The 14,173-nt window shown below is 51.0% G+C and carries 14 protein-coding genes; 6 read left to right on the plus strand and 8 right to left on the minus strand.

Going from position 1 to position 14,173, the window contains the following annotated elements; all coding sequences use genetic code 11:
- Positions 1 to 108 precede the first annotated feature (108 nt).
- The 5 genes from kdsA to hemA all read right to left on the minus strand — a co-directional run bounded on the left by kdsA (position 109) and on the right by hemA (position 5,289).
- On the minus strand, positions 109 to 963 hold the full coding sequence (gene kdsA, locus FAZ14_RS00005; protein WP_016941400.1) for a 3-deoxy-8-phosphooctulonate synthase: 855 nt from the start codon (positions 961 to 963) through the stop codon (positions 109 to 111).
- Positions 964 to 1,019: 56 nt separating this feature from the next.
- Positions 1,020 to 1,829, minus strand: coding sequence for an invasion regulator SirB1 (gene sirB1 / locus FAZ14_RS00010; protein ID WP_016941401.1), 810 nt, complete (start codon positions 1,827 to 1,829; stop codon positions 1,020 to 1,022).
- Between the two features lie 223 nt (positions 1,830 to 2,052).
- Positions 2,053 to 2,904 carry a peptide chain release factor N(5)-glutamine methyltransferase gene (gene prmC, locus FAZ14_RS00015; protein ID WP_016941403.1) on the minus strand — a complete coding sequence of 284 codons (852 nt, stop codon included), beginning with the start codon at positions 2,902 to 2,904 and terminating at the stop codon, positions 2,053 to 2,055.
- Positions 2,901 to 3,986: a peptide chain release factor 1 gene (gene prfA / locus FAZ14_RS00020; RefSeq protein ID WP_016941404.1), complete on the minus strand. Its 1,086-nt coding sequence runs from the start codon at positions 3,984 to 3,986 to the stop codon at positions 2,901 to 2,903. Before prfA ends, prmC begins: the two co-directional genes overlap by 4 nt.
- Before the next feature lie 46 nt (positions 3,987 to 4,032).
- On the minus strand, positions 4,033 to 5,289 hold the full coding sequence (hemA, locus tag FAZ14_RS00025; RefSeq protein ID WP_016941405.1) for a glutamyl-tRNA reductase: 1,257 nt from the start codon (positions 5,287 to 5,289) through the stop codon (positions 4,033 to 4,035).
- A gap of 210 nt (positions 5,290 to 5,499) precedes the next feature.
- Here hemA and lolB point away from each other — a divergent pair, with 210 nt between their 5' ends.
- The 3 genes from lolB to prs all read left to right on the plus strand — a co-directional run bounded on the left by lolB (position 5,500) and on the right by prs (position 8,073).
- A complete protein-coding gene (gene lolB, locus FAZ14_RS00030) occupies positions 5,500 to 6,120 on the plus strand; it encodes a lipoprotein insertase outer membrane protein LolB (RefSeq protein ID WP_016941406.1) in 621 nt (206 codons plus the stop codon).
- Between the two features lie 3 nt (positions 6,121 to 6,123).
- Entirely contained in the window at positions 6,124 to 6,996 is an 873-nt protein-coding gene (gene ispE, locus FAZ14_RS00035; protein ID WP_016941407.1) for a 4-(cytidine 5'-diphospho)-2-C-methyl-D-erythritol kinase, read from the plus strand.
- A 129-nt stretch (positions 6,997 to 7,125) separates the two neighbouring features.
- Positions 7,126 to 8,073, plus strand: a complete 948-nt coding sequence (prs, locus tag FAZ14_RS00040; RefSeq protein WP_012884690.1) for a ribose-phosphate diphosphokinase — start codon at positions 7,126 to 7,128, stop codon at positions 8,071 to 8,073.
- Between the two features lie 330 nt (positions 8,074 to 8,403).
- On the opposite strand, the gene ychH is transcribed toward prs, so the two are convergent.
- Positions 8,404 to 8,673, minus strand: a complete 270-nt coding sequence (gene ychH / locus FAZ14_RS00045; RefSeq protein WP_016941408.1) for a stress-induced protein YchH — start codon at positions 8,671 to 8,673, stop codon at positions 8,404 to 8,406.
- A gap of 255 nt (positions 8,674 to 8,928) precedes the next feature.
- On the opposite strand from ychH, the gene pth reads away from it, so the two are divergent.
- Both pth and ychF read left to right on the plus strand, forming a co-directional pair.
- Entirely contained in the window at positions 8,929 to 9,516 is a 588-nt protein-coding gene (gene pth, locus FAZ14_RS00055; protein WP_012884688.1) for an aminoacyl-tRNA hydrolase, read from the plus strand.
- Between the two features lie 129 nt (positions 9,517 to 9,645).
- Positions 9,646 to 10,737: a redox-regulated ATPase YchF gene (ychF, locus tag FAZ14_RS00060; RefSeq protein WP_012884687.1), complete on the plus strand. Its 1,092-nt coding sequence runs from the start codon at positions 9,646 to 9,648 to the stop codon at positions 10,735 to 10,737.
- A gap of 277 nt (positions 10,738 to 11,014) precedes the next feature.
- On the opposite strand, the gene FAZ14_RS00065 is transcribed toward ychF, so the two are convergent.
- Positions 11,015 to 11,707: a DAPG hydrolase family protein gene (locus FAZ14_RS00065; protein WP_016941409.1), complete on the minus strand. Its 693-nt coding sequence runs from the start codon at positions 11,705 to 11,707 to the stop codon at positions 11,015 to 11,017.
- Positions 11,708 to 11,812: 105 nt separating this feature from the next.
- Between FAZ14_RS00065 and FAZ14_RS00070 the strand changes: the two genes are divergently transcribed.
- The gene (locus tag FAZ14_RS00070) at positions 11,813 to 12,457 is read left to right on the plus strand and encodes a TetR/AcrR family transcriptional regulator (RefSeq protein ID WP_016941410.1); all 645 of its coding nucleotides are present in this window, start codon (positions 11,813 to 11,815) and stop codon (positions 12,455 to 12,457) included.
- Between the two features lie 152 nt (positions 12,458 to 12,609).
- Here FAZ14_RS00070 and FAZ14_RS00075 read toward each other — a convergent pair whose 3' ends face one another.
- A complete protein-coding gene (locus FAZ14_RS00075; protein ID WP_038925870.1) occupies positions 12,610 to 13,851 on the minus strand; it encodes a glycoside hydrolase family 30 protein in 1,242 nt (413 codons plus the stop codon).
- Positions 13,852 to 14,173 lie beyond the last annotated feature (322 nt).

Consider the following 14,173-nt stretch of genomic DNA (forward strand, 5'->3'; position numbering starts at 1 on the left):
GTCCATGTGAAGACATGAACCCTTTTTACATCAGCCACCGGATCGGTCAACCGATCCTTAAACGATCGGCATTAGCCATCTGGCGGTTTTTTTGTGTCTGAAAGTCGATTAATTACTGGTATCCAATTCCGGGAAATGTTTAACCAGCTCATCAATCGCTTTCATCTGTCGCAAGAACGGTTCCAGCTTATCCAGCGGTAATGCCGAAGGACCGTCACATCGGGCACTGTTCGGTTCTGGGTGTGCTTCAATAAACAACCCGGCGATACCAACGGCCATACCGGCTCGTGCCAGTTCAGCGACCTGAGCACGGCGTCCACCTGACGCCGCACCAAACGGATCGCGGCATTGCAATGCATGCGTGACATCAAAAATCACCGGTGCGCCATGCGAAACCTGTTTCATGACATTGAAGCCCAGCATATCCACAACCAGGTTGTCATAACCGAAGTTGGTGCCACGATCGCACAGGATCACCTGCTCATTACCACCTTCGCGGAATTTATCCACGATATTCCCGACCTGGCCGGGGCTAATGAACTGTGGTTTTTTGATATTGATAACCGCGCCCGTTTTGGCCATCGCCTCGACCAGATCGGTCTGGCGGGCCAGAAAAGCTGGTAACTGAATAACGTCGACAACCTCAGAGACCGGTTGAGCTTGCTGTGGTTCGTGCACATCGGTAATGATTTTCACGCCGAAGGTGTCCTTCAGCTCCTGGAAAATCTTCATCCCCTCTTCCAGACCCGGGCCACGGTAAGAGTGGATAGAGGAACGGTTCGCTTTATCAAAGGAAGCCTTGAAAACATAGGGGATGCCCAGTTTCTGCGTCACCGTAACATAGTGCTCACAAATTCGCATCGCCAGTTCACGGGATTCAAGTACATTCATGCCGCCAAATAGCACAAACGGCAGATGGTTGCCGACCGGGATGGACCCGATGTTAACCACTTTATTGTTCATAAACTTACCTTATTGTCGGATAAATCAGATATTCGGATTTCCGGTTATGCCCCGAACTAATGCAGCACAATCTGCTTATGTTCAATGGAGTGAATCTGTTTTTTGATCATGTCGCTGACCGGGTCTTCCGGGCACTGCTCTACAAAGTAACTCAGATCTGACAACGCGATATGATCGCAGTCTAACTGTGCATAAATCAAACCACGGTCACGAATTTCATACGGGTCTTCAGGGTCAAACTGCAACACAGCCTCACTGGCACGCAGCGCCAGCTCCATCTGCTTTTCTTCCATTAGTGCGACCTTGAGCGTATCTAACAGCTTGCGGACAATCATCACGTTTTCCGCTTCATCCAGATCGCTATCCAGCAGTCTGGCAGAGGGGCCGATATTGCCTTTCAGCCAGACTTCAAGCACATGCTCGCTCAGCGTGTCGCCATTTAGCGGATTAATCAGCCACATTTCATCATCGAGCCAATCCGCGCGTAAAATAAGTTGGGTGGGGAAAATTACAGGCATCAGTGGCAGGTCCAGCTGATGAGCGATATGCAGGAAGATAATCCCGAGCGACACCGGCATCCCTTGTCGGGTAGCCAGCACTTTGTCCAGCCATAGCACGTCAGACAAATGATACACACCGCTGGCACCGCCAAAACCCCAGGTATGGAAAAAGAGGTCAATCAACTGCTCCAGTTGTTGATCCTGATCCAAGTCGGCGGAGATGGTCACTCGCGCTTCATCAACAAGCTGTTGCAGATTTTGCTTCACTTCCTGCGCGGAAAAATCGCGACGTATCGACTGGGAAACCAGGATCACACCTTCGCTTAAGGATGACTGGTTAAATTCAAAATCAGCAATAGAACTCATAGTTATTCCATCAAAGCAAAGATAACGTCAGCTGCACGCCTGAAAAGCAAACTTCATAACCGATGCCCACACGCCCAGCGAGTCCGGTCGCGCCAGCGAATCCGATAATAATGCCAAATCGCGTGTTCGTCAGCAGCACTGTCTGGAACCTCAAGCGATAATGGCCGCTAATCATTACCAATGTGATCCTGTTCAAGTTGTGTTACCAGAAGCCCCAACAGGTTTAGCGCTTGTCAGGCGAACAGGCTGACCATTGCCCCAACGTCACCCGCTCATTATCACCATAATCACGGTGTGTTTTCACCTGAACAAACCCCTGCTGCGACAACAGTTTCCGAACCGACTCACCCTGCTGCCAGCCATGCTCGAGCAGTAGCCAGCCGCCATCCAGCAGGAAATCACCTGCCTGTCGGATAATGTGCTGTAAATCAGCCAATCCCTGTGCGCCCGCTACCAATGCACTGGCTGGCTCAAAGCGCACATCACCACATGACAGGTGCGGGTCATGTTCATCAATATACGGTGGGTTGCTGACGATGACGGCAAATCGCTCTTCGCCCAACGGCGAAAACCAATCGCCCGGCAAAAATCGGGCGTTATGGATCCCCAGTCGGCTGGCATTCTGGCTTGCCAACGCGACCGCATCCGGTTGGCGATCAATACCCACAACCTGACAGTCAGGTCGTTCATGGGCAATGGCCAATGCTATCGCCCCGGTACCGGTCCCTAGGTCCAACACCGATGACGCACCGTCAGGCAAATGCGCCAATGCCTGCTCGACCAGACATTCAGTATCCGGTCGCGGGATCAGCGTCGCTGGCGATACCGCCAACGGTAACGACCAAAATTCCCTATACCCAACCAAATAAGCAATCGGTTCGCCGGTTACACGCCGTGCCAGCAGGGACTCCAGCGTTAGTGCTTCGTCGTCAGTCAGTTCAGTTTCGCCAAACGCCAGCAGAAACGTACGGCGTTTACCGGTCACATGCTCCAGCAGGATTTCGGCATCGCGCTTCGGGCTATCACTTGCCTGAAGCCGGACTGTCGCCTGTCGCAGCCAGTGCTGATAATTCATTGATCCTGCTCAGCCAGCGCTGCCAGTTGGTCAGCCTGATATTCCTGGACGATAGGCTGAATCAACATATCCAGTTTACCTTCCATCGCTTCATCCAACCGATAGAGCGTCAGGTTAATACGATGATCCGTGACTCGCCCTTGGGGGAAATTGTAGGTTCGGATACGGTCAGAGCGGTCACCACTTCCTAACAAGTTGCGTCGGGTAGAGGCCTCTTCCTGTTGACGCTTATGCATTTCCGCAGCACGAATACGGGCAGCCAACACCGACAACGCCTTGGCTTTATTCTTGTGCTGCGAACGCTCGTCCTGACACTCCACCACAATGCCGGTTGGCAGGTGGGTAATACGGATAGCGGAATCCGTGGTGTTGACGTGCTGCCCGCCCGCACCGGAGGAGCGGAAGGTATCGATCTTCAAATCAGAAGGATTGATGTCAGGTAACTCGGCTTCCGGCACTTCCGGCATTACCGCCACCGTACAGGCGGACGTATGAATTCGGCCCTGAGATTCGGTGGCTGGCACACGCTGAACACGGTGACCACCGGATTCGAATTTCAATTGCCCATAAGCGCCATCACCAATGACCTTGGCAATCATTTCTTTGTAGCCACCGTGTTCACCGTCACTCGCGCTCATGATTTCGACCTTCCAGCGGCGGGACTCAGCATAGCGGCTGTACATACGAAACAGGTCACCGGCGAATAACGCCGCTTCATCACCACCTGTACCGGCGCGGATTTCCAGAAAACAGCCACGTTCATCATCAGGATCTTTTGGCAACAGCAGCACTTGCAGTTGTTGTTCCAGATCTTCACTGGCTACTTTAGCTGCTTTCAGTTCGTCCTGGGCCAAATCACGCATTTCAGGATCATCCAGCATCAATTCAGCCGTTTCGATATCATCCTGCGTCTGCTGCCAGCGCTCAAAGCAACGGGTAATGTCGGTAAGTTGCGCGTACTCGCGGGACAACGCCCGGAAACGGTCCATATCGGCAATCACACTGGGTTCCCCCAGCAGCGCCTGTACTTCTTCATGGCGCTCTTGTAACGCTTCCAGTTTGGCAACAATAGAAGACTTCATGCGGGCAGTTCAATCCTGTGTTGAATCATATGGGGGGAGAAGAATGCTAGTTCAGGCCGAGGCTGTCACGCAAAATCTGCAAACGCTCAACATCGCCATCGCGGGCGGCCTGCTGTAACGAACGGGTGGGCGCATGGATCAAGCGGTTGGTCAGGCGGTGCGTCAGTTCCTGTACGATGGCCTCAACATCACCACCATTCTGTATTGCCGCCAGCGCTTTGGTTGTCATCTCTTCACGCAGGCTATCCGCCTGAGAGCGATAATCCCGGATGGTATCTACCGCTGACTGCGCGCGCAACCACGCCATAAACTCTGAACACTCCTGCTCTACGATGGATTCAGCCTGAATCGCCGCCGCTTTGCGCTGCGCCAGATTGTGCTGAATGATCGCTTGCAGGTCATCCACGCTATACAGGTAAATATTCGGCAATCGCCCAACTTCCGGCTCGATGTCACGCGGTACCGCGATATCCACCATCAGCATCGGTTGGTTGCGACGCGTTTTCATCGTGCGCTCCATCATCCCTTTACCGATGATGGGTAATGTACTGGCGGTAGAGCTGATGACGATATCCGCCTGCGGTAAATGCGCGTCCAGCTCCGCCAGCGTAATGACTTCGGCGCCCACCTCTTCGGCTAGCGCCTGAGCGCGCTCACGCGTACGGTTGGCAATCACCATCCGCTTCACACGGTGTTCACGCAAATGGCGGGATACCAGCTCAATGGTTTCGCCGGCGCCAACCAACAGCACATTGACATCGGCCAGCGATTCAAAAATCTGCCGCGCCAGTGTACAGGCGGCAAACGCGACCGATACCGCACTGGCACCAATATCCGTTTCGGTACGAACCCGTTTGGCGACGGTGAATGATTTCTGGAACATGCGCTCCAGATCGCCTGACAGCGAACGCTCACGCTGAGAATCCGCAAACGCTTTTTTGACCTGCCCCAAAATCTGCGGTTCACCCAGCACCAGAGAATCCAGCCCGCTGGCGACACGCATCAGATGGCTAACGGCAGCGTTGCCTTCATGCCAGTAAAGATTTTTGCGGATATCATCAGGGTTGAGCTGGTGATAATCACACAGCCAGGCGATCAACTGTTCGTGCCGGTTGTCCTGCTCTTCCACACTGAGATACAGCTCAGTGCGGTTACAGGTAGACAACAACACACCGCCTTGAACCAACGGTTGTTGTAACAGACTGTGCAGCGCCTGCCCCTGTCTGTCCGGCGAGAACGCAACGCGCTCGCGAAGAGAGACGGGTGCTGTTTTATGATTGATACCAAGCGCAAGCAGGGTCATGGTCTACAGAGTAATCCCGGTGTTAGTATGGGTTTCATCTAAGGGGCATTCTACTTGAAGCCTGCGGGCAAGAAAAGTAACCCCAATTGACTAGACTCACGTCATCAACGTCTTACCAGGTAACATCACAAGGATTGACGCTGCCAGCCAACCCCGCTAGCGTGACGCCTTGTTGTGAACCTATGATGCTTGTAACAGGACCTCTTCGACATGCCCAATAAACCCACCCAAGCCTTACGGTTACTGCCTTTGGCGAGTGTGTTACTGACTGCCTGTACCCTGACTCAGCCCTCCTTGCCGGGTAAAAAAACCACCTCTCCCGAGTGGCGTGAACACGAGCAGAAAGTACAAAATTTGACCCACTATCAAACGCGCGGCTCGTTTGCCTATATTTCTGATAGGAAAAAACTGTATGCCCGTTTTTTCTGGCAGCAGCCTTCCCCACAGCGCTACCGTCTGTTACTTACCAACCCGCTTGGCGGCACGGAACTGGAACTTCAGGCAAGCCCGGAGCTGGTGCAGATAACCGACAATCAGGGCAAACGCTATATGGGTAAAGACGCGCAGTACATGGTTCAACAGTTAACCGGCATGGCGATTCCGCTCGACAACTTACGCCAGTGGATGCTTGGCCTGCCGGGTGACGCTCAGGATTTCACACTGGATGAACATGCTCTGCTGCACAGCGTCAACTATCAGCAAGGCGATCAGCACTGGAATGTCTCTTACCTGTCTTATACCGATGGCCCGTTGCCATTGCCGCAGAATCTGGAACTGACTCAGGGCGAGCAGCGCATCAAACTGAAAATGGACAACTGGACGACGCAATAAATCATGGCGACTGCAAGCAACCGCTGGCCTTCCCCGGCCAAGCTGAATCTGTTTTTGTATATCACTGGCCGCCGACCGGACGGGTATCATAATCTGCAAACGCTGTTTCAGTTTCTGGACTACGGCGATACGCTGACCATTACCCCACGTCAGGATCAAGACATCGTGCTGCTGACGCCATTGCCCGATGTTCCCGATGAACAAAACCTGGTGGTTCGTGCCGCCCGTTTGTTGCAGGCGTGGTGCCAACAGGCTGGATTACCGTTTGCCGGTGCTGATATTGGTATCGATAAACGTCTGCCGATGGGGGGCGGTCTGGGTGGTGGCTCCTCGAATGCCGCCACCGTGCTGGTGGCACTCAATCAGTTGTGGCACAGTCAGGTCCCCGTGGACACACTGGCCGCGCTGGGCCTGAAACTGGGGGCGGACGTACCGGTATTTGTACACGGGCACGCCGCATTCGCCGAAGGGGTGGGAGAACAATTAACCCCTGCTTCACCTGCGGAAAAATGGTATCTGGTGGTGCATCCCGGTGTGAGTATTCCTACCCCGCTCATCTTCGGCGATCCAGACCTGACACGAGACACGCCAGTACGCCCATTGTCACAGTTACTGACACAAACTTTCAGCAACGATTGTGAAGCCGTCGTAAGAAAACGTTTTCGTGAGGTTGAAGAGCGACTTTTATGGCTGTTAGAATACGCACCGTCGCGCCTGACTGGCACCGGCGCTTGCGTGTTTGCCGAATTCGACACCGAGTCCGCCGCTCGTCAGGTGTTAGACCGGGCCCCGGAAGGTTTACAGGGTTTTGTTGCCCGTGGAATGAACGTTTCTCCACTGCAACAACAGCTTTCCGGGCAATTTAAGGGTTGCTAAAACACCACCACCGACCGTGGTGCTCTAACGATCTTTTCCATACACCCGTATGTATATCCTGCTTGCGGTACGACACACGGCCTTCCGCAGGCGGAATATTTCTCTGGACGCAAGCTTGAGGTTCTTCTCGTGCCTGATATGAAGCTTTTTGCTGGTAACGCTACGCCGGAACTAGCACAACGTATTGCCAACCGTTTGTACACTAGTCTGGGCGACGCTGCTGTTGGTCGTTTTAGCGACGGCGAAGTCAGCGTACAAATCAACGAAAATGTACGCGGTGGTGATATTTTCATCATCCAATCGACCTGTGCTCCCACCAACGATAACCTGATGGAACTGGTCGTTATGGTTGATGCCCTGCGCCGCGCTTCCGCAGGACGTATTACCGCTGTCATCCCCTATTTCGGCTATGCCCGCCAGGATCGCCGTGTGCGTTCCGCCCGCGTGCCGATTACGGCTAAAGTCGTGGCTGACTTTCTCTCCAGCGTCGGTGTTGACCGTGTCCTGACAGTGGACCTCCATGCCGAGCAGATCCAAGGCTTCTTTGATGTGCCGGTAGACAACGTGTTCGGTAGCCCAATCCTGCTCGAAGACATGCTGCAACAGAGTCTGGATAACCCGATCGTGGTTTCTCCGGATATCGGCGGTGTGGTTCGCGCCCGTGCTATCGCGAAGCTGTTGAACGATACCGACATGGCGATCATCGATAAACGTCGTCCTCGTGCCAACGTTTCTCAGGTGATGCATATCATCGGTGACGTAGCGGGTCGTGACTGCGTACTGGTTGATGACATGATCGATACCGGCGGCACGTTGTGCAAAGCGGCAGAAGCGCTGAAAGAGCGCGGTGCCAAACGTGTCTTCGCTTATGCAACCCACCCGATCTTCTCCGGCAACGCTTACGAGAACATCAAGAACTCTGTCATTGATGAAGTGATTGTCTGCGATACCATCCCGCTGTCGGAAAATATTAAGTCACTGCCGAATGTACGCACGCTGACATTATCTGGCATGCTGGCAGAAGCTATCCGCCGTATCAGCAACGAAGAATCTATTTCTGCGATGTTCGAGCATTAATCGATATTTCGGTTAGCAAGGCGACGCCACCGGGGCATTATTATCCGGTGGCGTTTTTATTGGCATCACATTATGACGATGCGTATTATTTATACCCGTCTTTATTCTTCTTACCCGATGCCGGTGAATATTTCCCCCGCCTCATTCGGGTTGCAGGGCAACACGTTCTTATTTTGAACATTCATACGTTGAACATTCACAGCTGAACGATGCGCCTGGCCTCGTTATGGCTCGAGTAAAACACCAACACACGCCTGCAACGTGAAATATGACGTATATATAACCCCGCCTGCGACCGACGAGTCAATTGCGTCTTGAGCTACACATGACTTAAGGGTGACGCTCACGGCGACAGCGTTTATCAAAGTGTTTCAGCCACCAGTAACGGTCCGTCACACTCTCACGACCACTAATACGTGCGCCAGTCAGCCACAAAATAGCGCCAGCAAAAATAGCCAGTAACTCTACATAATAGAGCGACCCCGGCAGATTTAATTCAGGCAGCTGATTAGCAATCGAATACGCTATTCCTGAAACCATAAGCAACAGACCCAATCCCATGAATGCGTTGCCCACTCTCACAGCATTTCTACGTTTCATATTTCACCTCCAGAAATATCCAGTGGAAATAATCAGACCACGGTGAATAATTAAAATAGTGCTGCGTGTCCTTCTGATCTTGCTCACAGTATAAGCAGCCCCTCCGCCTGAGGTTGCGTGAAGGATCACATGTTGGCGATCAACAGCCCCTGCGTTACACTACCAGCTTTGCCAATTCCCCAGATACGTGGCACGCCCCTGGCCGTTTGAAAACGTATCGAGTGAGTCGTGTCCAATAATGAGTGGTATGCAACTGTGAGTGGTATCAAATTGATTGTAGGTCTGGCGAACCCTGGTGCCGAATACGCCGCCACCCGCCACAATGCGGGCGCCTGGTACGTTGACCGCCTGGCAGACGCCTACCGGCAGCCGCTGAAAGAAGAGAGTAAATTTTTCGGCTATACCGCACGCCTGTCTCTGGCAGGCAACGATGTACGTTTGCTGGTGCCCACAACGTTCATGAACCTGAGCGGTAAAGCCGTGGCCGCCATGGCAACGTTTTATCGCATCCAACCTGATGAAATTTTGGTGGCACACGATGAGCTGGACCTCCCCCCTGGCGTCGCCAAGCTGAAACTCGGCGGTGGCCACGGTGGTCACAATGGGCTGAAAGATATCGTCAGTAAACTGGGCAATAACCCCAATTTCCACCGTTTACGCATCGGCATCGGTCATCCGGGCGATAAAAACAAAGTGGTGGGATTCGTGCTCGGTAAGCCGCCCGTCAGCGAACAGACGCTGATCGATCAGGCCATCGACGAATCCTTGCGCTGTACCGATATTTTGATGAAAGAAGACATGGTCAAAGCCATGAACCGCCTGCATGCGTTCAAAGCGTCATGATCAAGTATCGGGCGGATCGAGTTCATGCCGCATTATGTGTATAATTAGCATCAAGACTGACTTTTTCCATTCTGACAGGCTTTTTACACGTAAAGCCTGATGATTAGTGATTTTTAAGGTGACATAAACATGGGATTCAAATGCGGTATCGTTGGGCTGCCTAACGTGGGTAAATCTACTCTGTTCAACGCGCTGACCAAAGCCGGTATCGAAGCGGCCAACTTTCCGTTTTGTACTATCGAACCCAACACTGGCGTTGTGCCCATGCCGGATCTCCGCCTCGACCAACTGGCTGAGATCGTCAAGCCGCAGCGTACCATCCCCACCACCATGGAATTTGTGGATATCGCTGGTCTGGTAAAAGGTGCCTCCAAAGGTGAAGGTCTGGGTAACCAGTTCCTGACTAACATCCGTGAAACCGAAGCCATCGGCCATGTGGTACGTTGCTTTGAGAATGAAAATATCATCCACGTTGCGGGTAAAGTGAACCCGGCGGAAGATATCGATACCATTAACACCGAACTGGCGCTAGCGGATCTGGATACCTGTGAACGTGCGCTACACCGTGTGCAGAAGAAAGCCAAAGGCGGCGACAAAGACGCGAAAATTGAGCAAGCGGCGCTGGAAAAATGCCTGCCACAACTGGAAAAGGCTGGCATGCTTCGCGCCTTAGACCTGAGTGCAGAAGAGAAAGCCGCCATTCGTTACCTGAGCTTCCTGACGTTAAAGCCGACCATGTACATTGCCAACGTTAATGAAGACGGTTTCGAAAACAACCCCTACCTGGATCAGGTGCGTGAAATCGCTGCCAGTGAAGGTTCGGTGGTGGTTCCTGTCTGTGCGGCGGTGGAGTCAGACATTGCCGAGTTGGACGACGCCGAGCGCGACGAATTCATGGCTGAACTGGGCCTGGAAGAACCGGGGCTAAACCGCGTGATTCGTGCTGGTTACAAACTGCTGAACCTGCAGACCTATTTCACCGCCGGGGTGAAAGAAGTCCGCGCCTGGACCATCCCGGTCGGTGCGACGGCTCCGCAGGCAGCCGGTAAAATTCATACCGACTTCGAGAAAGGCTTTATCCGCGCCCAAACCATCGCCTTTGATGATTTCATCACTTACAAAGGTGAACAAGGTGCCAAAGAAGCCGGTAAAATGCGTTCAGAAGGGAAAGAATATATCGTTAAAGACGGCGATATTATGAACTTCCTGTTCAACGTCTAAATAAAATCGGTGGTCTGATAAGGTCTCATAAAATCTTATCAAGACTAACAAACCTTTTAAAATCCACGCAGTTGCGTGGATTTTTTTATTGCATAGTGTTTCAAATGAGTTCGCCACAGCTCGGCCACGATGAAGACTCAGTTAGTCATGTCAGCTTGTTCACCCGTTTCGCCAGCCTGCTACAAACTCAGATGACCGTGCGTTGAACATCCAATAACCGTTGTGATCCGGAGGCTGAAATCGTGGCAGAACCGGATTCTTTCCGATCCGGTTGGTCTTACCAAGGAAGTGCAATTTTTTCATCGTTAGCTTTCTCGCCATAATATAGAGAAGGCAGGAAACGAGACAGGAACGTGAACTCAGTATAACAGTGCCGCATAAGCGCTAATCCAATTTCATCTGCGGGATTCGAAGGATCATCATCACTCATACCAAGAATAAAGCGGCTACGCAGCACGCATCCAAAAGGTGTATCTCGAACAACATGTAACATCTGCCCGTCCAATGGATCACCCTGGCTATCCAGTTCAGTGTCTTCACCGAAGCCTATCCTTGCAGCAATAATTGCCGAGATACAATCGTCAGCCATCGCCTTTTCCACAGCCTTTTCTCCAAATATTGCTGCAGGATGATGGAATTTCAGACGGGCGGGGATGGGTGGGACCTCAGCTAACGACTCGACGGCATATATGCTTGCGCCGTAAAAACTTTCTCCACGTTTCCAGTTGGCGTCCCAACCGCGATGCTCAACATGATCGATGGGATGCCACCATTTTATATGCTGTGTCGTTTCAAAAAAGGTAAACCACCAGTCAATCATCCGTCCTTTGCAACCATGTAAGTCAGTGCGCACAGCGACCATCAGACTCCCATCATCCAGACGTTTAATGCCTGTCTCCAGTGGCATTGGCGAGGGATCAAGCAATGCTGAATGATCAAGCCATGGCCTGGCGATATCTTGTTTTCGCATTTTTTTCTCCAGTAAAATCGGGAAATACACAACATTTAAGAAACTCAGTGCGTTTCCTAAATATAGCCGATAGAATGGTTATATGACAAGCCAAAAGGAGTTCATATGCCAACACTCCCTCCCAAACTACGCGGACGCCCCTCTGCCCCCCAGGAAGAGGTGAAAAAACAGATAATCAGCAGCACGATGACTTTGCTATTTGATGAAGGATATGACGCAACAACAATACAAGCGGTTGCAGCACATGCTGGCGTAGCTAAAAAAACGGTATATCGCTTTGCAAAGAATCGGGAAGAACTGCTCAGCCTATCAGTTCGGAACTGGACTGATAATTATGCTCCACTCTTACAAATCGATCCGAGTAGTAAGAATGACGTTTTACCGACCTTAAGAAAATTACTGGCGGCGATTTGTAGCCAGGCACTATCAGAAACGGCAGTGAAAATGTTCCGGCTTCTCAATACTCAATTTCCGGGTAAGGAGGAATTGCTGAAGAGATACCATGAAAATGGTATAGAACGGGGCCAACAATTACTAACTGACTGGATAACCCGGCAGCAAAATCATGGCTGGTGGCCGATATTACCAGCAGGTGTCAGTGCCAAAGCAATACTCGCTATGTGCGTCGCAGAACCTCTTCGACAGGCTGCTATTGGCTTAATTTATCCCGTTGAGAATGAAGCCATTGAGGCACATCTGAATGCTTGCATGCAATTCATTTTACTCATATTCAAGCAAGATAATGAATAACATGCTGCCATCTCGATTCTGATAATGGGATGAGAGCTACTTTTTTGCTTCAGGGTATTTTCCCCCACCACAATCGGTAGCTCTCGGACTTTTAGACTATTCAGCCTGATGTGTCAGATCGCATCGTGACGACTATAGGCTAATACGACGCATTATTTGCTGACAAATGTTGTCACACTTAGCGGGTTCAGCCATACCGTTGCTTTGCCGCTACCATCAACCTGAGATGAACCGCCATATTCAGCGTTCAGCGATGCCGATGTGCTGTATTTCTCAAATTTAGTCACGTTGGCGTTACTGATATTCAGTGACAGCATCTGGTCAGAGTCATTGGTATTGACAGCAACAATCACCATTTTTCCATCTGTATTCTTATACGCGGTCAGGTGAACATTTGACTGGGGATTTTCGGTTGCCTGAATGCGTACCGCACCGGGGCGAACGAAGCGGGCATATTGTGACATCACATAACCACGTTTACTGACTTTACCGTCTTCTGTCAGTAATCCATACGAGCGACGGATATACCACCAGACGTAAGCGCTATAGTTGGACACCATGCTGGCATTCAGTTCAGTACCCACCTCAATCGCCGATGTCCAGTTATTCGCTGATTGCTTGGAATCCACATAGTGTTCGGTCATCCACAGTTGCTTACCGGCATTCTGTGCTAACGGATAGGGCTTAGGCGTCGTGCCATACAGATGCCCACCGATGATTGACACATATTTTGATGCGTCGCTGTCTTTCAATACCGGATCAGTTAACGCAGGGTTAAAACCTAACGACTCTGCGACAATCACTTTGAGGGAGCCGAATTTGGAACCTTGCGATTTGAGATAGTTTTTAAATTCATCACCACTCCATTCGCAGGATTCATAGTCAGGCTTCCAGTCTGGCTCGTTTTGTATCGAAATGGCATACAGCGGTGCGCCATTAGTCTGCATATATTTGGAGAAATCCAGCAAGTGCGAAGTATAAGCAGAATAATGCGCCGGTAGTAAACGCCCACCGTTTATCAGGCTGTTGTTGCTTTTCATATAAGCCGGCGGTGACCAGGGGGTTGCCATTATTTTGGCCCCTAGTGAAACAGCCTGACGTGCACTCGGAACCTGTATATTCCATTTAGTGGAGTCTGGATCAATTCGGACGCGCATAATTGACAGCCCTACCTGACCAGCCCCACTCCCGTATGCCGCATTAATTTGTTCCGTGGTGAGGTCATTGATCCACCCCACCCCACTCATCCCACCAAAACCTTGAATTGTTTGATAATTAACTTTTGCGTCAATTTTTACAGTATCAGCATATACAGAGAGAGAACCTGCCGTAGCCGAAACAAATAGAGCCGCATGTAAACAATGACGAACCCAGAGACTAACATTTCCATTCATAGCATCCATCCTTAACAAATGAACATTTAGAAATAATAGGAAATAATTTACTTTGAAATTCCAAATAACGTGATGGGGAGGGTATGAAAACCCACCGCGATTTACATTGTAATAGTTATTTACTGATGTGCAATTTTATAAATAGGTATATCAGGATACGGTTTTTCATTCAGTCATTACATTAACAAAATGGTATAATAAAATGAGTCAACACCGAACTAATAATTAGCTCATTCTCTATTTCCAATTTTTAACCTGGTGCTCGAAATAAATGAATCACAACCCATGCTGGCCACAAAAGCAGCCAGCATGTCTGAGATTA

Source organism: Dickeya oryzae (genome assembly GCF_009372235.1).
Lineage (GTDB): Bacteria > Pseudomonadota > Gammaproteobacteria > Enterobacterales > Enterobacteriaceae > Dickeya > Dickeya oryzae.